Genomic DNA, 23,612 nt, shown 5'->3' with positions numbered 1-23,612 from the left:
AATCAAAAAGCTCCAACAACTTCTTCTCGAAGGTCAAATTCGGCACACAACACAATCCTCCGAAATGGACAGGTCACCCTCCGAAGCACCCCCCACACAATCCACCGAGATTCGACCCGCCGAAGTTCAAACCTCCACACATTGAACCACCAGTGTGCATCACACCACCGCCGAGGATCATTCCTCCCCCAGTGACAATTGGACCACCCCCGAGGATCATCCCCCCACCAATTTGCATCGATCCACCACCACGAATCATTCCTCCACCGGTCTGCATCACGCCTCCGCCGCACATCATTCCACCCCCACAAATCATCCCTCCTCCCGTTTGCATTACACCTCCACCAGTCATCGGGCCTCCGAAGTGTGTGATTCGCCCTTGCCCACCGCCAAACCCCGTCTGCGTTATTCGCCCTTGCGAGCCACACCGGCCTGTTTGCACGATTCGCCCCATTGAAACGGTCTGCGTCGAAAAGAAGCCTTGCGGATGCGATCATGACTGCCATTGTGCGACTCCCTGCCAGTGCCACCCAGGCATCGGCCAACCAGCGGTTCCAGCTTCGCCAATCGTGGAATTGACCGACGTTTACTCAGGTCAGGAGATCGCACTCGAAGGAACTGGCTTTGGAGCAACACCAGGGTCAATCGTCCTGAAAATCGGGGGAATGTCTCTCGGAACACAAGTCACTCGATGGGAAGATGCGATTGCGACTGCACAACTTCCAACTCTCCCAGTGACCGAGCCAGTTCCCGCAGAAATCGTCGTCATGGGCCCGACCGGTGAAGTGCTCAACACACTCGGCGTTCGATACTCCGTCAACACAGCTACGGCACCCGTTGCCAGCGCTCCGGCAACTGCTCCTGAATCTGTTGTTGTGAATCCAGGGCAGACGATTTCCATCGACGGACAAATCGGACAACAGCCAGGTACCGTCCTGCTGGTCATCGGCGGAATGAAGCTGCAAGCCAATGTCGAAAACTGGACACCAGAGCAGACAACCGCCGTGTTGCCTTCGCTCCAGATCTCGGAACCTGTCGACGGAGTCATTCAGATTCTGACAGCCGAGCAAACAGTCGCAGATGAAATCGCTGTCGTCGTGGCACCTGCCACAGGCAAGACAGTCGCCTCACGCCAGTAGAGCAAGTTGCTCTTTCCTGTGCACTCGCTTGCACGGTTTCACAAGTTAAAAGGCCGTGCTTGTTCGTGCGAGATTGTGCACAGAAAATCCAAGAATGCGCTATAGCGTTTGAATTTCTCACCTTCGCTGGGAAGACCATTCAAACGATAAAAAACACGGCAAGCACATCTCATTGAAGTGCTTGCCGTGTTTGATTTTTTCTGCGATCGAAGTTCAGAGAGAACTGCAACCTGTCACATTAAGATCGGCTGGAAGCGAGTTTAACCAACGCTGCCTTCCATCTGCAGTTCAATCAGACGGTTCATCTCGACGGCATATTCCATCGGCAGCTCTTTGACGAGTGGCTCAATGAAGCCGGTCACGATCATCGCGGAAGCTTCCGCTTCAGTCAGACCACGGCTCATCAGATACAGAAGCTGTTCTTCAGCAATCTTTGAGACCGAAGCTTCGTGCTCCATCGCGACGTCATCTTCCTCAACTTCGATGTAAGGATACGTGTCGCTTCGGCTGTGTGAGTCGAGGATCAAGGCGTCACAGACGACGTTGCTTTTACAGTCTGTCGCCCCTTTCTCAACTTTCGCCAGCCCGCGGTAGCTGCTTCGTCCGCCGTCTTTACTGATCGACTTCGAGATAATTCGACTCGAGGTGTGCGGAGCACAGTGGACCATCTTGGCACCAGCATCTTGATGCTGTCCTTCGCTCGCGAAAGCGATCGAAAGAGTTTCGCCACGAGCACCCGGTTCCATCAGGTAGATGGCTGGATACTTCATCGTCAGCTTGGACCCAAGGTTTCCGTCGATCCATTCCATCAGAGCATCGCCGTATGCCATCGCTCGCTTGGTGACGAGGTTATAGACGTTGTTCGACCAGTTCTGAATCGTCGTGTACCGACACCGTCCTTTGCGCTTGACGACAATTTCGACAACCGCAGAGTGCAGCGAGTCCGAACTGTAAGTCGGAGCAGTACACCCTTCGACATAGTGAACGTTCGCACCTTCATCGACGATGATCAGGGTCCGCTCGAACTGCCCCATGTTCTGGGTATTAATTCGGAAGTACGCCTGCAGCGGGAAGTCAATGTTGACCCCAGGAGGAACGTAAATGAACGATCCACCGGACCACACAGCACTGTTCAAAGCTGCGAACTTGTTGTCGCTTGGCGGAATGATTGTTCCAAAGTACTGCTTGAAGATTTCTGGGTGATCACGCAGCGCGGAGTCTGTGTCAGTGAACAAGACTCCTTGCTTTTCAAGGTCTTCCTGCAGAGATCCGTAGACCACTTCCGACTCATACTGAGCCTTCACACCGGCCAGATATTTCTTTTCCGCTTCTGGAATTCCCAGTCGGTCATAGGTCTTTCGAATGTCTTCCGGAACATCGTCCCAGGACTTCTCCTGCCGATCACTGGCACGCACGTAGTAGAAGATGTTCTGGAAGTCGATTCCCGACATATCGCCGCCCCAAGTGGGCATCGGTTTCGACTCGAAGATTTCATAGGACTTCAAGCGGAAGTCCGTCATCCAGCCTGGCTCGTTCTTCATCTCAGAAATCTGAGCAACGATCTGTGCGTTGAGACCTCTCTGCGAGGTGAACGAGTATTTGTCAGTCGGATCGTGGAACCCGTATTGATAATCTCCGATCGAGACATCGGCTTTGCCGTCGTTGCCGAGATCAGAGTCAAGTGTATCTGTAGTCGCCATGGTGCCGTCTCCGATTGAAAGTCGGGATTGCTGATGAGGAAGTACGAGGCGGGCTAATTACCCGGAACGATCGGTGCGAATCCAGTCGCTCTGACGAATCCCGATAATCCGCTCGGGAATTGAGGAGTTGCAGAAGAGACGCTTCCGTTAGACGGAAGTCGTTTCTTCCTGGGCTGCATCCTCTTCTGCTGCAGCTTCTGGATGTCGCTCGCGAACGCCTGCGTATCCGTTTTTGTGCAGATCATGAGCAAGCGAAGCATCACCCGTTTCCACGATTCGCCCCGCAAGCATCACGTGAGTAAATTGAGGAACGTTGTATTCGAGAAGCCGTTCATGGTGAGTGATAATCAACACACCCATGTGCGGTCCGGACAGTTTGCTCAATCCTTCACTGACAACCCGGACAGCATCACTGTCGAGGCCGGAATCTGTTTCATCGAGAATCGCGAATCGCGGCTTGAGCATTGCCAGCTGAAGAATTTCCATTCGCTTCTTTTCACCGCCGGAAAATCCATCATTGAGGTATCGTCGGGCGAATTCGGCGTCGATGTTCAACTCTTGCATCGTGTTGCGGAGCTCGGTTCGGAACTCCCGCATCGGCATCAGCTCTTCACCTTCTTTACGATCGGGGTTACGAACGTTGCTGATCGCGTGCCGGAGGAAGTCTGCGACTTTTACGCCGGGAATTGTGACAGGATACTGAAACGCAAGAAACATCCCGAGGCGGGCTCGCTCCGCTGGATCGAGGTCGAGAACGTCAGTCCCGTCGATCGAGATCGAGCCGCCAGTGATTTCGTATTTTGGATGTCCCACGAGAGCGTATGCCAGCGTGCTTTTTCCGGACCCGTTTGGTCCCATCAATGCATGAATCTCTCCCTGGCGAATCTCAAGATTGACGCCTTTCAGGATTTCGGTTTCCCCGACAGAAACATGCAGGTCTTCGATCTTCAACAAGCTGGACATGGTTTCGCAATCACAAATCTAAATAAACAAAAGTCGACAAGTCGACGAATCAGGCAAGGACGATTTCCGGCTCTTTGACGTATCCGGAATGGTGAGGAACAGGAAGTGAATCTTCCGCGCCTCGAGTAATTTTCTTCATGCGAATCTTGTCCTGGATTCGCATCACGCCTTCCAGAAGTGCCTCTGGACGAGGAGGGCACCCGGGAACGTAAACGTCGACAGGCACGACTAGGTCGACACCTTTCACGACGTGGTAACCGTACTTGAAGTAAGGACCACCACCGACAGTACACGCCCCCATGGCGATCACGTATTTGGGATCAGGCATCTGCTCGTACAGACGACGCACGCGGCTGGCCATTTTGTGAGTCACTGTTCCGGCCACGATCATCAGGTCCGCCTGACGTGGAGTCGCTCGGAATGCCCCCGCTCCGAAGCGGTCGATGTCGTACCGGCTCGCTCCGGTTGCCATCATTTCAATCGCACAACACGCCAATCCGAACGTCATCGGCCACACACTGGACTGCTTTGCCCAGTTCATCGCCTGTTCCAGACTCGTCGTGATGACGTTCTCTTCGAATCGACCTTCGATCCATGTCATTGTACGGTATCCTTAATGATCGGAAGCATTGAAATAGGTGTGCAGGTCAAAAACCGCGATTACAAAACGCCCTCAAAGTCATTACTAATCTGTCGTTCTGACGAACACAACTCTCTCCGCCGATCTCTCAAAACTGGTGACTCAAAAACTCCTCAACAGGCGGAATTGTCGACGGGTTTTTTGTCAGTTACAAGCTGACCCAGCTGTCTTAATGGGTCGAATCCTCTAACTGACATCTGATCTCGTTTGAGTCGTTACTCTCCGACTTGGAATTCACAACATCGATGGCCGTCCAACCGACAGGACGACAACTCGACTGGCACACCCAACAGCTCTGAAAAGACTGATTGTTCGAGATCGCAAATCGACGGATCTTCTGCAGCCAGTTCATGATACGGACAGTTATACTCCCTCAGGATGGGGAGGCCGTCTGTGTCGCTATTGCTGGCGTATTCAAGTTCGAATCCCTGTTCAGCCAGTTGGCTCGTGAGAAGCTGTAACCTGCTCGCTAAACTGCTTCCATCGCGACAAGCTCCAAACCGCTCAACCAACGATTCTTTCACACCATTCAGAACACTCTTCCGGACATTCTCGTCCGAAATCACCATAATCTGCTTCCAGAGAATGGCTGCGATCTCCGCGTGATCGTCTCCCAGTTCCTTAAGTCCTGCCGCAGTAAGATGATACGTATAGCTGGGCCGACCTCGCTCCTGCCGCGACAGTTTTCGATCGACCAAACCAGCTGCCTGAAACCTCATCAGCTTCTGACGAACCGCTGTGGCTGTGATCCCTATCGAATCACACAAACTCTGAATCGTGGCAGGAGATTGTCTCTGCAGCACGCTTAAGAATTCATGATCTGTCTGGTCACGCGACATGGGTGAGAAATCAATCAAAGAATCGAAAGAACACGTCCCGAGTATACGGGATTCCACACTTTTGACAACAAAGACTGTCAAAAAGATTCACGGTCTCAGATTCAGTAAATCTGACGTCACGCCTGAGAGCTTAAGCCGAGGCTTTCACAACCACCTCGGAAAAGACGTCGTCACATTGACAACACCGCGGCGAATCTCCCCCCAAAGCTCCACCGTCCATGCTCTCCGGCAGGTCTTGCCTGCGATCCTCGAGACGCCTGTCGGATCGATGAACCGATCTATTGTGAGCCTCGACAAACACGTAGAATTCGCAACGCAAAATCGAACAAAGTGATTCACCAATCACAGCAAGAGGTAGCCATGGATCGGCGACAATTCTTTCTTTTCACAGCTGGCAGCTTCTCCATCTGGACATATGGCTGTCGCGGATCGCAAAAGGCAACCGTCCTGACAGATTTCGACGCCGATGCTGTCGGTTCGCACGAAGCTGGTGCGGAAACTTGGAAGCCACTCATCGACGAAGCTGTCGGTCGGTTGATGGGTCGCCAGGTGCAAGAAATCCAACAGGCCTCTATGAACGGGATGCCTACTGGCAAGAAACGCATCTGCTTTGTCGGAGTTGAGAACCGCAGCTCCGAGGAGATCGGTGACTTCAAAGAGCAGATCTTCGAACACATCGACACAATGTTGTCGCAGTCGGAATTGTACGGATCGATCAGCAGACGATACGTCGAGGCAGGGCTTCGAGAAACACGACTTCGCCCCGACGATCTCTTCCTTCCTGACAATCAACAGCTGTACTTGAGTGTCATGCAGAAACTCAATCAGCCGTTCGATTACCTGCTCTTCGCAAAACTGACATCCGGAACGACACGCGACAACAAGAAGTACCAGCGGGATTACCTCCTCACGCTGGAGATGGTCGACATCAATACCGGAGAGTTCACCAAAGAATCCGCAAACCTCCGAAAGCTCTACTCAAAGAGTCACTTCTAGAGGATCTTCCAATTCGGTTGGCACTGGCTCGCACGAGCGAAATCAGCATTTGTATGAGTGAGACGCTCAAGCGAAATGAGCAACTTGCTCCAGGCTGATTCCGATTTAAATCGAGAGAGTTTGGACCGCTTCCGAAGAGAAGAACATCAGCGTCGTCGCTGCGTTGATCAATCAGAGCACTCGATGACATTTCAAACATGAAGAACTCACGAATGCTTCCCCGCGAAATGTCCGCCCGCCACTTTCGAAAAGTCGCAGTACGGCTGCTGACCGTCTGCATCTTGCTGGTCGGGTGCTCTCATCGCGCGCGTCAGGTTCAGAGCTTTCGCGAGGAATTCTACATCGGCGATCTGGCTCAATCGCAAGCGAGGCTGCAAACGCTGATCGACGAGAAGCGAAAAGACGTCGATGCGCTGACTCTCGATAAAGCGATGATCCAACTGACCGCCGGCAACACTCATGAAGCCGAACAGCTTCTGCGCGGCGTTCGCGATCGACTTGATCACCTGGAACAGCGCGACATCAGAGAACTCGCGAAATCAATGGTGCGAGACGACAACGACATCGCCTGGGCTGGGAGTGACTACGAACGAATTCTGATTCGCGCGATGCTGGCGATCACCAACCTGATGCACGGCGGAGACGACGCAACTGCTTACGCGCTTCAGGTCACCGAAAAGCAGAACGAAGTCATCGCTCGCATCGAAAACTCAAGAAAGCTCGACGAAGAAGAAGTCGCTGAAGAACTTCACTTCCGAAGGCTGGCACTCGGCCCCTACGTTCACGCAGCCCTGCTCGAAGAACGGCACCTCGATTACGACGACATCGAACGTTCGCGCCTGAAAGTTGCAAGCTGGGAAACTGACTTCCGCGATGCTCAAATCGATCTGGCCCGCGCACGGGAAGGCAAACACTCTGAGCGAGGCAACGGAGTGCTGTACGTCTTCTGTCTCGTGGGACGCGGTCCACAAAAAGTGGAAGCAGTCGAAGTTCCCAGCACTGCCGCCATGCTGATCGCAGACCGAATTCTCAACGAGTTTACAGAACAGGAAATCACCCCCACGATCGCCCCAATCAAAGTTCCAGTGGTGATCCCAGGACGCTCCTTGATTGAAAACATTCAAGTCTCCGTTGGCAACGAAGTTCTCGGAACAACGACCACTCTAAGCAATATCAGCGAGTTCGCAGTCGAGCAGACCGCTGCCGAGCATTCCGATGTCGTCGCGCGGGCTGTTGTTCGTCGAAGCCTCAAGAAAGCAGCCATCTACGCTGCCAAAGACAGCTTAGGTGCCGAGAATTCTGGCCTGGCTGATTTCGCACTCACAGCTGCCGGAGTCGCCTGGGAAGCAACAGAACAGGCCGACACACGAAGCTGGACGCTTCTGCCCGATCAGATTCAGGTGCTCCGTGCGGAATTACCCGCAGGTTCAAGGGAAATCACTCTTGCTCCCCGAATCCTCCCAAATCAGGTCGCGTCACGCCCCCTCTCTGTGAGTACAATCGCGGAGATCCAAGACGGACGAAACACCTACGTGCTGGTGACAATCCCAGATACGCAAATCATCGGTGAAGTTCTCACCAGTTCAGACCAATCGCTACTCACCCTCGAATCGGTTGGAGAGTCATCGTCGGCCGTTGTGGATCAGTAAATAACAACAATGGCAGGTTGATCATCTCTTGCTGTGAGTTTTCGTTCTACAGTTCGTCGCGAGCCAGTTCCGACGCGGTCACTTGAGAGATCATGTCGACGGTCGTGATTGCTCTCGGTGTTGAACGGAAACACTCAACAGCATGCGACGAGAGCCATCCACCTCCAGATTTTCAGAACGCGCGGGTGCTTTATGACTCATGGACAAGCGACGACGATCACGAACCAAACAACCACCAGAGAAGAAATCTTCCACCCCAGATGACAAGTTGTTTGAACAACTCAATCAAGACATCGAAGGGCTCGAGCGGCTGCAGGTGATGCAGCTGCAATTGATTCGCGAAATTCGCAATCAGCTACAACATGTCAATCTTCGTCACTGATTCAACGACGAATCCGTGCGCGCGATTTCTGCTATCAACCACGCAGCTCGTTCAACTTCTCAATCACTTCGTCGACGTGGCCTTTGACTTTCACCTTCGGCCAGACTTCGACGAGGGTTCCCTGTTTGTCAATCAGGAACGTTGCGCGCTGAATCCCAAAGTAGGTCTTGCCGTAATTCTTCTTCTCGACCCAGACGCCGTACTTTTCGGCAATTGCATGATCTTCGTCCGCGAGTAGCTGAAAGGGCAATTCGAACTTCGCGGCAAACTTCTCATGAGAGGCGATACTGTCTCCGCTAATCCCAAGCACGACTGTCTCACTGTCTTCAACACGCCCAATCTGATCACGAAAGTCGCAAGCTTCCTGTGTGCAGCCGGGTGTATTGTCACGAGGATAGAAATAGAGAACGACGTTCTTGTCTCCGCGAAACTGGCTGAGACGCACCTTGCCTGAAGGGATCGCCGGAAGCGTAAACGCGGGAGCTTTCTTACCAACCTGTGGAAGCGGCATCGTTTCTGATCCTGGGTAAAAGTATGAAGAGGTCGACTCTCTTTGTATGCGAAGCGACTCGTCTTTCAAGAACAGATCTTTTCCGCATGGCGACGAAACGAAAGTTCGCACATGCAGTTCCGGAATTCCGAACGCGATTCGCAGCGATCGTGACAAGTCCTTGTCGTGGCCAGTCTCAGCCTGTATCTTCCGGCAACGATCAATTGCTATCGATATATGATTCGCGTCCATCGCGAGAATGAAGGATACCTTGATGCAGGCTCGGAATTCCCGAATTGGATTGATCCTCTTCTGGATCTATCTCATCTTCTATGTGATCTTTGTGCTGCTGAATGCGTATCGTCCTGAAGCGATGCGGGCCACACCGATTGAGGGAATTAACCTGGCCGTCCTTTACGGATTTGCCTTGATCCTGTCCGCCTTCCTGCTTGCGATTCTTTATGGGCTGCTCTGTCGCTCCGAACCTCAAAAAGAAGAGGAGGGGCAAGAATGATTTACGAACCATCAACAATCGCGGTCGTCGCGTTCCTCGCCTTCGTTGGCGGAACGATGGGCTTAAGTTTCTACCTCGCCGGTCGAGCGAAATCGTCCGCCGGGTACTTCGCTGCTCACGGACAGATCCCGTGGTTCATTAACGGGGTCGCGTTTGCCGGCGACTACCTCTCCGCAGCTTCATTCCTCGGAATCTGTGGGATGATTGCCTTTTACGGTTACGACGGCTTTCTGTATTCAATTGGCTTTCTGGCCGGTTGGATTGTGGCTTTGTTCGTCGTTGCAGAACCACTCAAGCGGATGGGTAAATACACCTTCGCGGATGCTCTCGACTCGACCTTTCATTCCCGTGGAATTCAGTGTGTCGTTGGGATCAGTACGCTGATCGTCAGTATTTTCTACCTCATTCCACAAATGGTCGGCGCCGGTGTTTTGATCCAACCGCTGCTGGGACTTCCGCACTGGGTCGGTGTTGTTCTCGTTGGTGCGGCGGTTGTCACTATCGTCGTTTCAGCGGGAATGGTGTCGACGACTTACGTACAGTTCCTCAAAGGCTCTCTGCTTGTGCTGTTCAGCTTAATCCTCGTCATCATGATTCTGGCGAAGGGTTTGAAAGTCGAAGAGGGAGGAATGGATGGTTACAAGTTTCAAACGATCGGCCCGATCACAGAGGCAGACCTGAAGTCCCGAGAATCCGAGTCGGGCACGTTGCCAGGAGTATCCGGAACGATTCTGCCCGCAACTGGCGACTGGGCTGAGAAACCGTATGTTCGAGTCGAACAACCGGATGGCGGTCAAAAGATCTTCCGCATCGAGAAGGATTCTGAAGACGCTTCAGAAATTCTCCTCGTTGAAGGTCAAACTGTCACATCGACTCCGGACGGACAGTTGCTCGTCAACGGACTTCCCAAAGGCTCCGAAAAAGGTGAACCCGAATTGCATCCGGTCGGCTACATCAGCCATCTTCCTGATGATGAAACATCCACCGGAGCATTGGGTCCGGTTTCGTTCTTCCAGAAGTTTCACGACAGCGAAGTCATTCTGTGGGGGAAAACCACCGTCCCAGAAGAGAACGGCGACGTGACGACCATCTATTACCAGAAGCCGACGTCCGGCAGCGAAGTTCTGATGCCCGGAAACCATCCGAAGTTTGCCGGAATCCGCGGAGACAAGTTCGACGAGAAGCTGAACTTCATTTCACTCATGCTCGCCCTCTTTTGCGGAACAGCTTCGCTTCCTCACATTCTGATCCGCTACTACACGGTTAAAGATGGGGAGAGTGCCCGGAAGAGTACGATTGTCGGAATCGGAGCGATCGGGTTCTTTTACATCCTGACACTTTACCTCGGCCTGGGAGCCATGGTCAGTGGAGCAATGGATGTGACCGACTCGAACATGGCTGCGCCGCTTCTGGCCAAAAGCATGAACGTCTGGCTCTTCGCGATGATCTCAGCGATCGCGTTCACAACCGTGCTCGGAACTGTCTCCGGATTGATTCTCGCTTCGGCAGGAGCGGTCACCAGAGACCTGCTGATGAATGTCTGCAAAGTCGACCTGAACGACTCTCAACAAGTGCGGGTCGCGAAGATCACGTCCGTCGTTGTCGGTGTGATTGCAATTGTTCTCGGAATTCTCTTCGAGGGACTCAACGTCGGGTATCTCGTTGGATGGGCGTTCAGCATCGCCGCCTCCGCGAACCTTCCGTCGCTTGTCATGTTGTTGTTCTGGAACAAAACGACCAAAGAAGGCGTGATCGCGGCTGTGACTGTCGGGATGGTGTCATCCCTCGGATGGATTCTGCTGAGCGCTGACACTTTCGACGCGGTTTACAAAATCCCCGGTCACCTTGGATACGTCCCTTTCAGCCAGCCCGGAATTGTGACGATTCCACTCGGATTCCTCACGCTAGTCGGAGTTTCTCTGATCACACAGCCCAAAGGTTCAGAAACTCCTGAACCGAATCCCGCATAGCACGACGTTCTTTTAAGCAGAAACGTCGTCTCAATTCAGCCGGATGAGTTCATGTGGAAATAGCGAGAAGTTGGTGGCTCAGCAATCGAGTCAACACTTCGTCGAACTCTTCCCGGCTGGCGGATTTGGTTTTTCGCTGCGCAGCTTTGACGGTCGTCGGTCCGGATCTGGCCAACAACTCAATGAGTTCGCTCCAGTTTGACGACAGCGACATCGAAGCGACTTTCTCATCCGTTGAAACAAACAGAACGGTTCGGTCCCCGTGGGCAGATCGACAATCCGGCTTGAGTGCCGACCAGACAAACGTTGGATTGAGGTGCAGCACGGTCTTCTCATTCCATCCTTGACTTCTGATTTCCACAGCGGCGTCGGCAGCGATTGCCTGAAACCTTCGGAAGGCGAGTCGTTTCTGAATGATCAACTGCTCTGTTGATCGCCGAAGGCTCACCTCATCTGCCCGAGAACCTCGATCTTCACTGAAAGTGACTGCGTCGCGAACCCATTGCAGAAAACGGTCGAGATCTCGTTGTCCCCACGTTTTTGCACTGTGGGGAACATCGTGCAGATAGCTCGCGATGACATCTTCAATCGCATCGCACCTCTCACTTCCCAAAGTGAGCGATGGCCCGAACTCGTCGCTGGGATCACCTGCGACGGACTGTGCAACCGTTTGATCTGACTGACAGCTTTCGTCTTTGTTGCGATGGGGAGAGTTTGCGAAGACCAATTCACAAAATGCTCTCAAAGATGAATCCTTGAATTGAGAGTTCGCTCTTAATGAAGTGAAGGGGAGTGAGAACGAACCTGGCTGCCGGGATTTGTTCGGTTTCTTCGGGGCAAGAACCATAGCGACAATATTCCGATCTGCTGTGAGCAGCATCGTCCCATCACCGAAATCGACAGCACTGACTGTCATTTCGATACTGCGCAGACGAATGCAGCTGCAGGGATCAACAACCAACCGTCATGAGGTGGCTTGAAAGAATGGACAGGGGCAACTGAATGGTGTGATATGTGTTGGTAAACCGATGACGGATTCCGGGAGAGGAATCCGTGAAAATTGGGTCCCCCGCTCCCCCCGAAGTCAGGGGACCCAAGCAGGCATCGCACGAAAAAGCTGATTGCTCAACTTTTCAATGCGATCTTGCTTCCGGCTCAGTTGCTGCTGCCGTGAGGCTGACAAACCTCTATCTCGCCAGGGAAGGAGTGCTCAAGGATTGCTTCAAACACTCCAAGCTCGATAGAGCAGGAATCGGACTGACCCCTGAACTGAACCGGTTACAGGATTTGCAACTCCTGTACCGATGCTCACGTTCAGGGAAAGTTTCGAGTCTGATCCCGATGTTTTTCAATTGAAACTCAGGACATGACCATCAAAGGCATTTCTGCGTTCGAGCGAATCGACTCTTCGCCTCTCGTATTCATTTTGATCTCATCGCCACGAAATGACGACAAAATGTCATGAATGATTGACAAGCCGTTCCACTCCTTGAATGGGACATATCCTTTTGATACGGTCCTGTTCATCCAGAGTAACCCACCAGATCCCAAATCTGTTCGTCGGAAAAGTTCCGAAAAATCTGGAAACTTGAGAATTCCTCGACAGACGAAGCGCTACCGCATTTGCGAAATCGTCTGAACCCCAAACGTGGCAGCTTTCGGCCTCGATATCGAAACAGCAGAGAGTATTCGAAATGTACAATGTGACGCTGATTCCAGGTGACGGTGTTGGTCCAGAGATTACCGAAGCAACACGCAAGTGTATTGAAGCCACAGGCGTGAAAATCGACTGGGATTTTCAGGAGTGTGGAATTGAGGTCATTGAGCGTGAAGGAAAAGTCCCGGACCGCGTGATGGATTCTGTCCGCAAGAACGGAATCGCATTGAAGGCGCCGATCACCACTCCGATCGGAAAAGGATTCCGAAGCGTTAACGTTTTCCTGCGACAGGAACTGAACCTCTTCGCATGTGTTCGCCCCTGCAAGACTTATAAAGGTGTCCGTACTTACTTCGAGGACTCCAATGTCGACCTCGTTCTGATTCGCGAAAACTCAGAAGACCTCTATGCAGGTGTCGAATTCCAAGCTGGGGACGACAAGACCGCTAAACTGATCGGACAGATCAACGAGTTTGCTTCCGGCAAGAAGATCAACACCCGCGAAGACACGACCGGAATCAGCATTAAGCCGATTTCCTACGAAGGAACGCGCCGCATCACTGACTTCGCGTTCGACTACTCCGTCAAACAAGAGCGGAAGTCTCTGACGTCGGTCTGCAAAGCCAACATCATGAAGTTCACCGACGGACTCTGGTACGACGAAACGCGTGCTGTTGCTCTCGCATACGGTGCGAAATTCGAATGGGACGAACTGGCTGACGGCGTCACTCCTGATCCGGAACTGGTCGGAAAAGTTTCCGACGCCAGCAAGGTCACTTACATGGAACGTCTCATCGATAACATGTGCATGCAGCTCGTCCAGAAGCCCGAGCTGTACGATGTTATCGTGACTCAAAACCTGTACGGCGACATCCTCAGCGACCTGTGTGCTGGACTCGTCGGGGGACTGGGAGTTGCTCCTGGTGCCAACATTGGAACCGAAGCATCAATCTTTGAAGCGACTCACGGAAGTGCTCCAAAATACAAAGGGCAAAACCGCGTCAATCCTGTCGCTTTGATCCTTTCCGGCAAGATGATGCTCGACCACCTCGGAGAGCGTGAAGCTGCCGCGAAACTCGATCGCGCTGTCGCAGCTGTCATCGAAGAAGGAAAAGACGTCACCTATGACATGAAAGCAGATCGTAACGATCCAACCGCTGTCGGAACTCAAGAAATGGCCGACGCGATCTGTGCGAAGATGCAAGCGGAGTAACACTCTCCCGAATCGCACAGGAACACAGCTACGGAAATCCGTCTAGCTGTGGACCAAATCAGGAAAGCCGGAGCACTTCAGCTCCGGCTTTTTTTGTGGGAAGAGTGAATTTCTCGCGAGGAGTTTCTTGAATGGGCAGCCAATACTTCGGGTGAGTGGACCCCATCGCCCGGGTTCATACAATGGAGAGACGCGAGTCGGAGTTGGCGGTCCTGATGTCTACTCCCTGGTCCCTCACTACATTCACTCCTCCTCGCCCTTTGAACTCTCATCATTTGAATGTGCCTTCAGAAACCCCAACCGGAGAGATTGAGGATTTGAGATGAAGAAGCTGCTTGTCGTTGTGATCACCGGAGCCTGTGTTCTCTCAATCGGAGTCCGCGGTCAGGCCCAGGAAGAGAGAAAGCTGAACGCAGTCGCGAAGGCAAAAGCCAAAGCGAAAGAGCTGGGGCCTAAAACCGTCAAACTGGGAGAGGGGGAACTCCTGCAAGGCATCCCCGGCGAAGGAGAACTGAAGCTCCGCGAGATCCGGAAGTGGCTGTCAGAGCCGGAAGTTCATCGGGTCATTGAACCGGTCCTTCCACTCGGGCTTGCCGCCGGAGCATCGCAAATTAAAGGCTTGGACAGAAACCCTCTGACACAGGCGAAAATTGAACTCGGTCGACAACTCTACTTCGATCCGAGATTGTCAGCGGACACCACAATCAGCTGCGCGACCTGCCATCATCCCGACGAAGGCTACGGACGATTTACACAGTTCGGAGTTGGGATCGGCGGACAACAAGGAAATCGAAACTCCCCGGTCAGCTACAACCGAATTCTGTCAGACCTTCAATTCTGGGACGGACGAGCTGCCTCGCTCGAAGAACAAGCGGTCGGACCAATCGCGAACCCGATTGAAATGGGAAACACTCATGAAGCTGCTGTTGGCTCCATCAAAAAAATTCCCGGATACGTTCTGCAGTTTCGTGCAATCTTCGGTGGTAAAGGGCAGAACGCAGTCAACATCGACAACGTCGCCGATGCTATTGCTTCCTTCGAACGAACACTCGTCACCGGACCGACTCCTTACGACTTCAGCGAAGAGATGAAGCGATTCGCCCAACTCGATCCTGAAGACCTCGAGGATCTGATCGACTCCAGCGAAGAGTTTGCAGAGCAGTACGAACTCGCCAAGCAGGGAGCCGAAGCTCACCCAATGTCGGAAAGCGCTCTCCGTGGACAGGAACTGTTCTTTAGCGAACGGGTCAACTGTGCAGCTTGTCATGTGGGTGCGAACCTCGCCGATGAAAAGTATCACAACCTCGGCATCGGAATGGATGTCGAAGAACCTGACGTTGGACGTTACGCAGTCACAAACGACGAGAAAGACTGGGGAGCATTCAAAACTCCAACTGTCCGAAACGTCGTCCACTCTGCCCCATACATGCACGACGGAAGCCTGGACACATTGATGGAAGTCGTCGAGCACTACAACAAAGGCGGAACGCCTAACAAGAACCTGAGCGACAAGATTGTGAAGCTCAATCTGACCGATCAGGAAAAGCTCGATCTGGTCGCCTTCATGGAAGCACTCACCGGATCGTTTCCTGAAATCGAAGACGAACGACTTCCCGCCGATCCGAAAGAGTAAAGCTCTTTAAGCACGACATGTCTCAAAAAAAGGACCCCGCCAGCAACTCTGGTGGGGTCCTTTCGTTTGCGCCTGACTCTAGCGACGTGCTCTACACTTCGAACTCTTCACCGTTTTCGCGATAGACGACCTTATAAAGATCGCGCCGTCTGTCGTTCCAGTTTTGCACGCTGCCGCTCTCTTTGTGGCGTCTCAACTGTTCGACATCGACGTCTTCAATGATCATCGTTTCGATGTTTGCGTTGCACTCGGCCACGATTCCATCCCGAGCGAATTCTGCATCGGCAGGAGTGAAGATTGCAGACTGTGCGTAGTGCAAGTCGGAGTTCTCGACAAACGGAAGGTTGCCGGTGCAACCGGACACAGCGACGTAAACATGGTTCTCAATGCAGCGAGCCATCGCGCAGTTTCGGACTCTCAAATAGCCTTGCCGTGTGTCCGTGTTGAAGGGAACGAAGATGATCTTGGCCCCTTTCTGAGCAGCGATTCGGACAAGCTCCGGGAATTCAATGTCATAGCAAACTAGGATCGCAATTCGTCCACAGTCGGTGTCGAACGTCGTCACGCTACGTCCGGGACTGACTCCCCACCACTTGCGTTCGCTGGGCGTAATGTGAATCTTCTCCTGCTTGCCGATCGAGCCGTCTCGTCGGAACAGATAGGCCACATTGAACAACGAATCTTCTTCGACAACGAAATGTGATCCACCGATGATGTTGATGTCGTACTTAACCGCCATTTCAGTGAAGAAGTCGAGGTACTGAGGCGTGAACTCGGCCAGTTTCCGGGCTGCGCTTCCGGGTCGATCCTGATGCACACATGACAGCAGTTGAGTCGTGAACAATTCAGGAAAGACGACAAAGTCCGACTTATATTCGCTGGCTGTGTCGATGAAGAATTCACACTGCGTTTCGAACTCCGAGAACACCGAGATCGTTCGCATCTGATATTGAACGACCGCGAGTCGAATTGGCTCAGTGGTGTGTCCGTAGCGGCGACGCGCTCCCCGTTGATAATCGAGGTTCCGCCAGTCGAGCGACGTCGCAAAACCTCGGCTCGCCACATCGGATGGGAAGTAGTCCGGAATCAGTCCGTTCAAGGCAAACCCGTTGGAGAGTTGAGCCGTCAGCACGGGATCGTAAAGCGACTTGTCGACGACTTTCTCGACGTACTCACGAGCAGTCATTTGATCAGCGTGCTGGCTGAAACCGGGAATCCGCCCAGCGATGACGATCCTCTCGAGGTTCTTTTCTCGGCACAACTCTTTGCGGGCATCGTAAAGCCTTCGGGAGAGTTTCATCCCGCGAAACTCCGGGTGAACCATAATCTCAATCCCGTACAGCGTATCTCCTTTGGGATTGTGATTGCGGATGTAGCCGTTGTCGGCAACCTTCTTCCAGTCGTGCCAGGGGAGTTCCGGATCGTAGTCCAGAATCAAGCTGCTACACGACGCGGCGAGTTTACCTTCGATCTCGATACAGAGCTGACCTTGCGGAAACAGGTGAATCTGACTTTCAATCTGACTCTTTTCCCACGGCTGCATTCCGCCGAAACAGAGCTTCTGCATTTCGACCAGAGCGTCGAAGTCGTCAATCGTCAGCCTTCTTAGAATCGTCTTCCACTCAAACTCTGCGAGATCAATCGTTTCCATGATTTGCTTTCAATACCAGATGACTGGTCACTCACACGTCGCAACATGGCTTCGCCGGACAATCAAACTGACTCTCCGCCTGAATCCTCTCCGATCCGCTAGGTCACTTCGCAGACAAGTCAGAGATGCATCGACGCTTGAGGATGATTTTACCACGCAAAAGCGGGAATTCCAAAAGCAAGCTTCGCAAACGGATCGCTTGATGCGCCTCCTCGCCGCTTGAGAATGGTTCCAGCCAACTTGTTTCAGCTTGGCAAAGCGTTATTGTGAAGCACTGATGAAACCATTCTCTCGCGATGTTCCATCCATTTCTGTTTGTTTCAAAGATTGCCGTACTGCCAGAAGTATCTGTGATGTCTTCACTTGGACTCGATTCGCCCGAACTCGTTGAGACCAATCGTGCCTACCAGGAAGCGATTGATTTCTTGATGAGCCGCATCAATTATGAGTCTCGACCCGATCTGGCGACGTCGATGGCAGACTTTCCTCTCGCCCGAATGGATCGCTTGCTCACGCTTCTGGGAAGCCCTCAAACCGCGCTGCCAGTCATTCATATCGCTGGCTCGAAAGGGAAGGGCTCAACCGCGACTATGGTGGCACGTATTCTTGAAGCAGCCGGTTACCGAGTCGGACTTTTCACTTCTCCACACGCACACAAGTACGAAGAGCGGATCACCGTGAACGGAGTTCCGGCTTCTCGTCAGGAGATTGTGCAAATCGTCGATCGTCTGAAGCCAATTTGCCAACAGATGGACGGAGAGTCGAAGCGAGGCCCTTCGTTCTTCGAGCTGACGACTGCAGCAGGCTGGCTGCATTTCAAAGAGAAACAAGCCTCGATCGCGGTTGTTGAAGTTGGTCTCGGTGGTCGGCTGGACTCAACAAACGTTTGCCACCCTGAAGTGGCTGTCATTGCCAGCATCAGCAAAGACCACACACGACTTCTCGGAGACACGTTGGAGAAAATTGCGAAGGAAAAAGCAGGCATCATCAAAGACCGCGTGCCTGTGGTGAGCGGAGTCACCGCACCTGGCCCCGCTGAGGTGATTGAATCAATCGCCGAGGATCATCAGTCCAAACTACTTCGACTGGAGCAGGAATTGATCGTCAGCAACGCCACGCCGACCGGCCCATCTCCGTCACCGTGGACTTTCGACCTTGAAATCGAAGACCTCACGCTCAAGGATCTGACTCTCAAAATGCCTGGCGAACATCAGGTTCGTAATGCCGCATTGGCCGTGGCAGCGGTCCGCCAGCTTGACCCCGCCCGATTCAAAATCACAACTGACCATCTTCGGAAAGGACTGGAATCAGCTGTGCTCCCAATGAGAGTCCAGACGCTGTCAACGTCTCCAACTTTCATCCTCGATTCCGCACACAATCCCGCATCGATTCAAGCGCTTTGCGACACCTTGAGTTCAGGCACCTACCAAAGACGAATCTGCCTGTTCTCCGCTTCTAAAGACAAAGACGTCAAAGAACTGCTGGCGATCCTGTCACGAAACTTTGACCACTTCATTCTCACCGCATATCAGTCGAACCCTCGCGCCGTTCCGATCGACGAATTGACTCGCATCGCTGAAAACACCGAAGGCTGTCGGTTTGAAACTGCCACTGACCCAGCAGCTGCTGTGACACTTGCAACTGAAATTGCAGGCAAAGACGACCTGCTGTGTGCGACAGGATCTTTCTTCTTCGCAGCCGAAGTCGAGGACGTTGTCCAGAACCTCAAAGCAAACACGTGAAAACTACGAATACGATCTAACGTGCTTCGTCGTGGAGGCGGTAATCCTCAATCTTTTTGTGAAGCGTATTGCGATTGATTCCAAGCTTTGAAGCGGTCTTCGTTTGTGTCCCCTGACAGCTTCTGAGCACTTGCAGAATCAATTCCCGCTCGACGAGTCCCATCACAGCTTCGTGTGAGGCTCCATCTTCCGCAACTTCTGAGAGACCGCGTGAGACCAGTTCTGCGCACAGAGACTGAAGCTCCGTTCGCACCCGACCAAAGCGAACCGGTGCTTCGCCCCGGACGTGAGAGGGCAGCAACTCCGCCGAAATTTCGTCAGCATCCGCGAGAACAATTGCCCGTTCGATATAGTTCTGCAGCTCGCGAACGTTTCCCGGCCAGAGATAGGCTTTCAAATAGGAAAGAGCCTCACTGGTCACCGATGCAATGATTCGCTGATTCTCGATCGCGTATCTGTTCACGAAGAAACGAACCAAATCGGGAATGTCTTCTCGCCGATCGCGGAGGGCTGGAACGTAAATCGGAAGGACGTTCAATCGATAGTAGAGGTCTTCCCGAAATGATTCCTTTTCGACCATCTCCGCCAGATCGCGGTTGGTCGCTGCGATGATCCGACAATCGACCGAAATCGTCTTGGAATCACCAACTCGTTCGAACTCCTGTTCTTGCAGCACACGCAACAACTTGACCTGCAGCGTCGGACTCACCGAGTTGATTTCGTCCAGAAAGATCGTTCCGCCGTGAGATGCTTCAAAACGGCCGGTGCGATTTTCAATCGCGTTGGTGAAGGCACCTTTGATGTGCCCGAAGAGTTCGCTCTCTAACAAGCTCTCGCTCAGAGCACCGCAGTTCACGCGCACAAAAGGGCCCGTCGAACGCGGACTTTGCTCGTGCACAGCCCGTGCAACGAGTTCTTTACCGGTCCCTGTCTCACCTAAGAGCAGGACAGTCGCGGAGCTGTTAGCGATCTTGCGGATGTGTCGAAATAGCTCGCGCATTCTTTCACAAGATCCGATGAAACCATCGAACGGTGGAGAATCGTCGTGATCAGAATCCATTGCTGACAATACTGGATGAGTGAAATGCTTCTGAATGGAAGGAGTTGCGAGCTGCGCGTATTATAGGCATCCGGGCCTGTATCCGCATGCAGCGAAACTCTTCTCCAGCAAAAAACTCAAAAAAAACGCGCGAAACGCGACGTTCTGCACAGTAAGCGCGCGGACTGCTCGATTTCATCGCCAAGGACTGTTCGTCGACTCAATGCGTCATCGCATAGAAGATGATGTTAATGCCCAGAGGGTAAGCCCGTTTCTCGGAGAACTCGTGGAAGTACCACTCGTCTTCTCCTTCGCGTTCCCAGCCATCTCCCAAGTCGGTGTTGTGACAAATCATGACCATCAAGCGTCCCTCATCGTCGAAAATACCGCGATAGTGAGGCTCGCGAGCGTCGTCTCGTTCCCAGGTAATGCCATAAGCACGGCCACGCTGAGCAACGTTGATTGAAGGAACCTGCGGCTTTTCCTTGAGTTCGTAGACCGCGTTGAAGACAGGATGCTCGAGCGGAATGTCGACCGGTTCTCGATCCGGAAAAACTCGTTTGATTTCGGTGTAGAAGTTGTACCACTCGAACTCGCCCCAGAAGTCGTCGAACATGGCGAAGCCGCCGTTTTCGAGATAGCGACGAAATGCCGCGATCTCTGCTTCGGTGAAGTTCAGACCTCCGCCCCACCCCCCGCGGCCACGGCCTCCTGGTTCGCAGAAGTAGACGAACGGATAGTTGAATAAAGCAGGATCGGTCAGCTCAAGCACGATGGGATCGGGATTGACCTTCAGAGACGTCAACTGCTGAAGCCGGAACGACATGTTCAAGTCGCTGTCCGGATAATCTGTTCGCCACTGCCCGTACTCGCCTTCGCGTGCGTTGTACATGATCCGCACGAATGTGAAGACATCTTCCGGAAACTCTTCATCACGTTCCCAGTCGGGCACACCGTTGCGGTCGATATAGAATCGTGTTCCGCCCTGTTCCATCGGCTGCGAGAATGGCATCCGGCTCCGTCGCCCATCTCGGAACTGGGCTTCGCAAACGTTCTCGAGAACACCCAGAAAAACAAAGAGTGCAGCACACACCAAGGAGATTCGTCTGAGTTGAAACGGCGATTGCTTCCCGAGCGTTCCAAGCAAATGAACTTGATCAATCGAATGAATTGGAAGCGGCTGCTTGCTCATCATGGTGTTCAACCTCATGCAAGAAAGACTTCCATATTGTGACGAATCGAGACTCCCGCTGCGAGTCCATTGCCTGAACAGCTGCGTTTTCTGACTCACCTGAGCCTTCTGATCGCTGCCACATTGGAACGAAGAGAGCTTCTTGCTCGCGAAGTTGCCCCTCCAGATTGGCAATGCTGATGTCAATGTCGCGAGGGTTGCTCCGAACCTCGAAAAGCGGTGGCAGCAGAAAGATCGGGATGACACCTGCAATGGCTGTATCGTTCAAAAATTGCGAGAGAGAAGAATTGAAGATGTCGCTTTGGCGTCTGTCGCACACTTCGTCGGGTGACAGAACTGTCAGGACGATGTCGATTGATTGCCGCCAAAACTGCGTATGAAAACGCGTCAACGACTCTCTCAAATTTCCGCCGGGAGTCGTGGCATCAATGAAGATGTCTCGAGACCGCCGTCGCCTTGACCGAACTTCGGACGAGACCATTCCAGCGAGAGAATCAGATCGAGAGACAAGCGGAAAGCTTTCTCCCAGGCTCAGCCAAGTCAGTTCCGCATCTCGATTCAAGCGATGCTGCAACTTTTCGAAAGCTGTTGAAGAGGAAACCGGAACGAACTCGCTTTCCGTCGAATCATCAGAAGCGACTTCATCAAGCTGATGTTCTTCAGTTTGCCCCAACAGAGAGATGATCAGACGTCTCCGCCGCGAAGAGTAACGCGAGACAGCATATTCACGACGAGACACAATTCGGTCCTTCTTTGGCCCCAACAACTTGTCCGCTGAACGCTGTTTGAGCCTCTCGTTACGTCAGTTATGACGAATACTCACGGACATTCGACGCCCCCATTAACGCCATCGATCTGCTCTCAGTCAAGAAAAACACTCCGCAAGAACGTCATTTTTCGAGTTCTCACGGAGTGGGACGAAAACGTTTGCCCAGCATCGCCACGTCCACTCAATTCCCGAAAAGGAATAGCTGAAGACTCCGCTGGCGAGCCAGTCAAACGAGAGAATTAGCGCACATTCAGCTTCGTACGCTGGGCGGGACCACATTTCGGCAGTTTGACGTGGACCATTCCATCTTTGAGTTCCGCCTCAATTCCGCTTCGATCAATCTCGTCCGAAAGCTGGAAAGTGCGGCTGTATCGACGATCGACCGGTTGACCAGCCAGTGGTTGATAACCATCAGGAATCTGGAATCGAGCTGTCGCTTCAATGGTGAGCACGTTTTTCTCGATCGTCACGTCGAGGTCGTCGTGCGTCACGCCCGGGACACCCACGGACATCGTGTAGTGATCATTGTATTCCAAGATATCCGTCGCTGGCTTCACGTTCACAACTGGGTAGGTCCGCTCGTTGTTGGAAGCGTCTTGGGTTGAGGTTTCGGTGTTGTGTTCAGTGTTTTGAACTTCGGTTGAAGTGCTCATGAATGAGTCTCCTTATTCTGAAACAGAATCTGTTCGTAAGATTTGAGTGTCGTTTTCCGGAAATCACCCGGGTCATTTCACCGTCAATTTGACGGGTGAGTCTGCCTGATTCTTGTGGACGGTCGCTCTGAGAACTCCGTTGGCCAGCGTCACTTCAGAATGCTCGGCATCGATGCGAAACGGGAAGTGAAATTCCATGGGCTGATCCAGAGAGGCCTGTTCACGAACTTTCCATTGCCCACCCTCGTTCAGGCTCGGCTGGGAATTTTTGACACGAAGCGAAAGGCGATTCTTTTCGACTTCAACATCCAGTTGGGAACTTTGAACGCCGGGCAGATCGAATTCGATCAAGACCGACGCATCAGAAATCGCGACCCGTGGCCCCATCGTTTGCGGGGCTGCGGAAGCATGCATCCGCAACAGATCGTTCCAATCAAAAGAGTTGCGAAAGAATTCGTGGAGCCGATTGGCAGTCAACATTTGTTATCCTCCGATCACAAAAATGGTCGAAATGGCACTAGTTGTTAATTTGTCAGCTTTGAGCTGGTTGATGCACTGTGAAAGCAAAGACCGTGCCCAAACATGAAACAACCACCACAAAACATTACCAATAAACCATTTACAACGCACAGAAAGAACTCGAGGCGTTATTCAACCAAAACAAACATGCCATTTCGGCACCGCCTAGACTTAAGCCAAAAAGGCCACATTGGCATGAAACATAAATAGAGAAGCTAGGTAGGCATCACCTGTTGTACGACTCTTGCGTTTCGACTTGAGC

Annotated in this window: 21 protein-coding genes; 8 read left to right on the top strand and 13 right to left on the bottom strand. The window is 52.7% G+C overall.

Going from position 1 to position 23,612, the window contains the following annotated elements; all coding sequences use genetic code 11:
- Positions 1–73: 73 nt before the first annotated feature.
- The gene (locus AB1L42_RS10280; protein WP_367054201.1) at positions 74–454 is read right to left on the bottom strand and encodes a hypothetical protein; all 381 of its coding nucleotides are present in this window, start codon (positions 452–454) and stop codon (positions 74–76) included.
- Positions 455–569: 115 nt separating this feature from the next.
- Between AB1L42_RS10280 and AB1L42_RS10275 the strand changes: the two genes are divergently transcribed.
- A complete protein-coding gene (locus tag AB1L42_RS10275; RefSeq protein ID WP_367054198.1) occupies positions 570–1,139 on the top strand; it encodes a hypothetical protein in 570 nt (189 codons plus the stop codon).
- Positions 1,140–1,399: 260 nt separating this feature from the next.
- On the opposite strand, the gene sufB is transcribed toward AB1L42_RS10275, so the two are convergent.
- The 4 genes from sufB to AB1L42_RS10255 form a co-directional block, all read right to left on the bottom strand.
- Positions 1,400–2,839 carry a Fe-S cluster assembly protein SufB gene (sufB, locus tag AB1L42_RS10270; protein WP_367054195.1) on the bottom strand — a complete coding sequence of 480 codons (1,440 nt, stop codon included), beginning with the start codon at positions 2,837–2,839 and terminating at the stop codon, positions 1,400–1,402.
- Positions 2,840–2,986: 147 nt separating this feature from the next.
- On the bottom strand, positions 2,987–3,802 hold the full coding sequence (sufC, locus tag AB1L42_RS10265; RefSeq protein WP_367054192.1) for a Fe-S cluster assembly ATPase SufC: 816 nt from the start codon (positions 3,800–3,802) through the stop codon (positions 2,987–2,989).
- A gap of 49 nt (positions 3,803–3,851) precedes the next feature.
- Positions 3,852–4,403, bottom strand: a complete 552-nt coding sequence (locus AB1L42_RS10260; RefSeq protein WP_146507454.1) for an NADH-quinone oxidoreductase subunit B — start codon at positions 4,401–4,403, stop codon at positions 3,852–3,854.
- 254 nt (positions 4,404–4,657) lie between these two features.
- On the bottom strand, positions 4,658–5,281 hold the full coding sequence (locus AB1L42_RS10255) for a transcriptional regulator (protein WP_367054188.1): 624 nt from the start codon (positions 5,279–5,281) through the stop codon (positions 4,658–4,660).
- A 360-nt stretch (positions 5,282–5,641) separates the two neighbouring features.
- Between AB1L42_RS10255 and AB1L42_RS10250 the strand changes: the two genes are divergently transcribed.
- On the top strand, positions 5,642–6,277 hold the full coding sequence (locus tag AB1L42_RS10250) for a penicillin-binding protein activator LpoB (protein ID WP_367054185.1): 636 nt from the start codon (positions 5,642–5,644) through the stop codon (positions 6,275–6,277).
- Between the two features lie 197 nt (positions 6,278–6,474).
- The gene (locus AB1L42_RS10245) at positions 6,475–7,926 is read left to right on the top strand and encodes a hypothetical protein (RefSeq protein ID WP_367054182.1); all 1,452 of its coding nucleotides are present in this window, start codon (positions 6,475–6,477) and stop codon (positions 7,924–7,926) included.
- A gap of 416 nt (positions 7,927–8,342) precedes the next feature.
- Here the strand turns inward: AB1L42_RS10245 and bcp are convergent, their stop codons facing one another.
- Positions 8,343–8,819 (bottom strand): thioredoxin-dependent thiol peroxidase, encoded by a 477-nt coding sequence (gene bcp / locus AB1L42_RS10240; RefSeq protein ID WP_367054179.1) that lies wholly within the window; start codon positions 8,817–8,819, stop codon positions 8,343–8,345.
- 253 nt (positions 8,820–9,072) lie between these two features.
- Between bcp and AB1L42_RS10235 the strand changes: the two genes are divergently transcribed.
- Together AB1L42_RS10235 and AB1L42_RS10230 are read left to right on the top strand one after the other, a co-directional pair.
- A complete protein-coding gene (locus tag AB1L42_RS10235) occupies positions 9,073–9,312 on the top strand; it encodes a DUF485 domain-containing protein (protein ID WP_367054176.1) in 240 nt (79 codons plus the stop codon).
- Positions 9,309–11,282 carry a cation acetate symporter gene (locus AB1L42_RS10230; RefSeq protein ID WP_367054173.1) on the top strand — a complete coding sequence of 658 codons (1,974 nt, stop codon included), beginning with the start codon at positions 9,309–9,311 and terminating at the stop codon, positions 11,280–11,282. The genes AB1L42_RS10235 and AB1L42_RS10230 overlap by 4 nt, the downstream gene beginning before the upstream one ends.
- A 49-nt stretch (positions 11,283–11,331) precedes the next feature.
- Here the strand turns inward: AB1L42_RS10230 and AB1L42_RS10225 are convergent, their stop codons facing one another.
- A complete protein-coding gene (locus AB1L42_RS10225) occupies positions 11,332–12,027 on the bottom strand; it encodes a hypothetical protein (RefSeq protein ID WP_367054170.1) in 696 nt (231 codons plus the stop codon).
- A 949-nt stretch (positions 12,028–12,976) separates the two neighbouring features.
- Between AB1L42_RS10225 and AB1L42_RS10220 the strand changes: the two genes are divergently transcribed.
- Positions 12,977–14,152 (top strand): isocitrate/isopropylmalate family dehydrogenase, encoded by a 1,176-nt coding sequence (locus AB1L42_RS10220; RefSeq protein ID WP_367054167.1) that lies wholly within the window; start codon positions 12,977–12,979, stop codon positions 14,150–14,152.
- Positions 14,153–14,474: 322 nt separating this feature from the next.
- Positions 14,475–15,785 carry a cytochrome c peroxidase gene (locus AB1L42_RS10215; protein ID WP_367054164.1) on the top strand — a complete coding sequence of 437 codons (1,311 nt, stop codon included), beginning with the start codon at positions 14,475–14,477 and terminating at the stop codon, positions 15,783–15,785.
- 91 nt (positions 15,786–15,876) lie between these two features.
- Here AB1L42_RS10215 and AB1L42_RS10210 read toward each other — a convergent pair whose 3' ends face one another.
- On the bottom strand, positions 15,877–17,436 hold the full coding sequence (locus tag AB1L42_RS10210) for a GNAT family N-acetyltransferase (RefSeq protein ID WP_367054161.1): 1,560 nt from the start codon (positions 17,434–17,436) through the stop codon (positions 15,877–15,879).
- Between the two features lie 353 nt (positions 17,437–17,789).
- Between AB1L42_RS10210 and AB1L42_RS10205 the strand changes: the two genes are divergently transcribed.
- A complete protein-coding gene (locus AB1L42_RS10205) occupies positions 17,790–19,178 on the top strand; it encodes a folylpolyglutamate synthase/dihydrofolate synthase family protein (RefSeq protein WP_367054158.1) in 1,389 nt (462 codons plus the stop codon).
- 16 nt (positions 19,179–19,194) lie between these two features.
- Here the strand turns inward: AB1L42_RS10205 and AB1L42_RS10200 are convergent, their stop codons facing one another.
- The 5 genes from AB1L42_RS10200 to AB1L42_RS10180 all read right to left on the bottom strand — a co-directional run bounded on the left by AB1L42_RS10200 (position 19,195) and on the right by AB1L42_RS10180 (position 23,311).
- Positions 19,195–20,238, bottom strand: a complete 1,044-nt coding sequence (locus AB1L42_RS10200; protein ID WP_367054155.1) for a sigma-54 dependent transcriptional regulator — start codon at positions 20,236–20,238, stop codon at positions 19,195–19,197.
- A gap of 199 nt (positions 20,239–20,437) precedes the next feature.
- Entirely contained in the window at positions 20,438–21,229 is a 792-nt protein-coding gene (locus AB1L42_RS10195) for a DUF4159 domain-containing protein (RefSeq protein WP_367054826.1), read from the bottom strand.
- 145 nt (positions 21,230–21,374) lie between these two features.
- Positions 21,375–22,148 carry a hypothetical protein gene (locus AB1L42_RS10190; protein ID WP_367054152.1) on the bottom strand — a complete coding sequence of 258 codons (774 nt, stop codon included), beginning with the start codon at positions 22,146–22,148 and terminating at the stop codon, positions 21,375–21,377.
- A 269-nt stretch (positions 22,149–22,417) separates the two neighbouring features.
- Complete coding sequence (locus tag AB1L42_RS10185; RefSeq protein WP_367054147.1) at positions 22,418–22,831, bottom strand: Hsp20/alpha crystallin family protein; 414 nt, start codon at positions 22,829–22,831, stop codon at positions 22,418–22,420.
- Positions 22,832–22,903: 72 nt separating this feature from the next.
- On the bottom strand, positions 22,904–23,311 hold the full coding sequence (locus AB1L42_RS10180) for an Hsp20/alpha crystallin family protein (protein ID WP_367054143.1): 408 nt from the start codon (positions 23,309–23,311) through the stop codon (positions 22,904–22,906).
- Between the last annotated feature and the right edge of the window lie 301 nt (positions 23,312–23,612).

Origin of the sequence: Thalassoglobus sp. JC818 (assembly GCF_040717535.1) — a bacterium.
GTDB lineage: Bacteria > Planctomycetota > Planctomycetia > Planctomycetales > Planctomycetaceae > Thalassoglobus.
Note: the sequence above shows the minus strand (reverse complement) of the source record. Positions and strands in the feature narration are given on the sequence as shown.

Bases quoted from the DNA above. Each gene is read 5' to 3' on its own strand.
- AB1L42_RS10280 (WP_367054201.1), bottom strand. From the start codon at position 454: ATGGGGCGAATCGTGCAAACAGGCCGGTGTGGCTCGCAAGGGCGAATA.
- sufB (WP_367054195.1), bottom strand. From the start codon at position 2,839: ATGGCGACTACAGATACACTTGACTCTGATCTCGGCAACGACGGCAAA.
- sufC (WP_367054192.1), bottom strand. From the start codon at position 3,802: ATGTCCAGCTTGTTGAAGATCGAAGACCTGCATGTTTCTGTCGGGGAA.
- AB1L42_RS10260 (WP_146507454.1), bottom strand. From the start codon at position 4,403: ATGACATGGATCGAAGGTCGATTCGAAGAGAACGTCATCACGACGAGT.
- AB1L42_RS10255 (WP_367054188.1), bottom strand. From the start codon at position 5,281: ATGTCGCGTGACCAGACAGATCATGAATTCTTAAGCGTGCTGCAGAGA.
- AB1L42_RS10250 (WP_367054185.1), top strand. From the start codon at position 5,642: ATGGATCGGCGACAATTCTTTCTTTTCACAGCTGGCAGCTTCTCCATC.
- AB1L42_RS10245 (WP_367054182.1), top strand. From the start codon at position 6,475: ATGAAGAACTCACGAATGCTTCCCCGCGAAATGTCCGCCCGCCACTTT.
- bcp (WP_367054179.1), bottom strand. From the start codon at position 8,819: ATGCCGCTTCCACAGGTTGGTAAGAAAGCTCCCGCGTTTACGCTTCCG.
- AB1L42_RS10235 (WP_367054176.1), top strand. From the start codon at position 9,073: ATGCAGGCTCGGAATTCCCGAATTGGATTGATCCTCTTCTGGATCTAT.
- AB1L42_RS10230 (WP_367054173.1), top strand. From the start codon at position 9,309: ATGATTTACGAACCATCAACAATCGCGGTCGTCGCGTTCCTCGCCTTC.
- AB1L42_RS10220 (WP_367054167.1), top strand. From the start codon at position 12,977: ATGTACAATGTGACGCTGATTCCAGGTGACGGTGTTGGTCCAGAGATT.
- AB1L42_RS10215 (WP_367054164.1), top strand. From the start codon at position 14,475: ATGAAGAAGCTGCTTGTCGTTGTGATCACCGGAGCCTGTGTTCTCTCA.
- AB1L42_RS10210 (WP_367054161.1), bottom strand. From the start codon at position 17,436: ATGGAAACGATTGATCTCGCAGAGTTTGAGTGGAAGACGATTCTAAGA.
- AB1L42_RS10205 (WP_367054158.1), top strand. From the start codon at position 17,790: ATGTCTTCACTTGGACTCGATTCGCCCGAACTCGTTGAGACCAATCGT.
- AB1L42_RS10200 (WP_367054155.1), bottom strand. From the start codon at position 20,238: ATGGATTCTGATCACGACGATTCTCCACCGTTCGATGGTTTCATCGGA.
- AB1L42_RS10195 (WP_367054826.1), bottom strand. From the start codon at position 21,229: ATGCCATTCTCGCAGCCGATGGAACAGGGCGGAACACGATTCTATATC.
- AB1L42_RS10185 (WP_367054147.1), bottom strand. From the start codon at position 22,831: ATGAGCACTTCAACCGAAGTTCAAAACACTGAACACAACACCGAAACC.
- AB1L42_RS10180 (WP_367054143.1), bottom strand. From the start codon at position 23,311: ATGTTGACTGCCAATCGGCTCCACGAATTCTTTCGCAACTCTTTTGAT.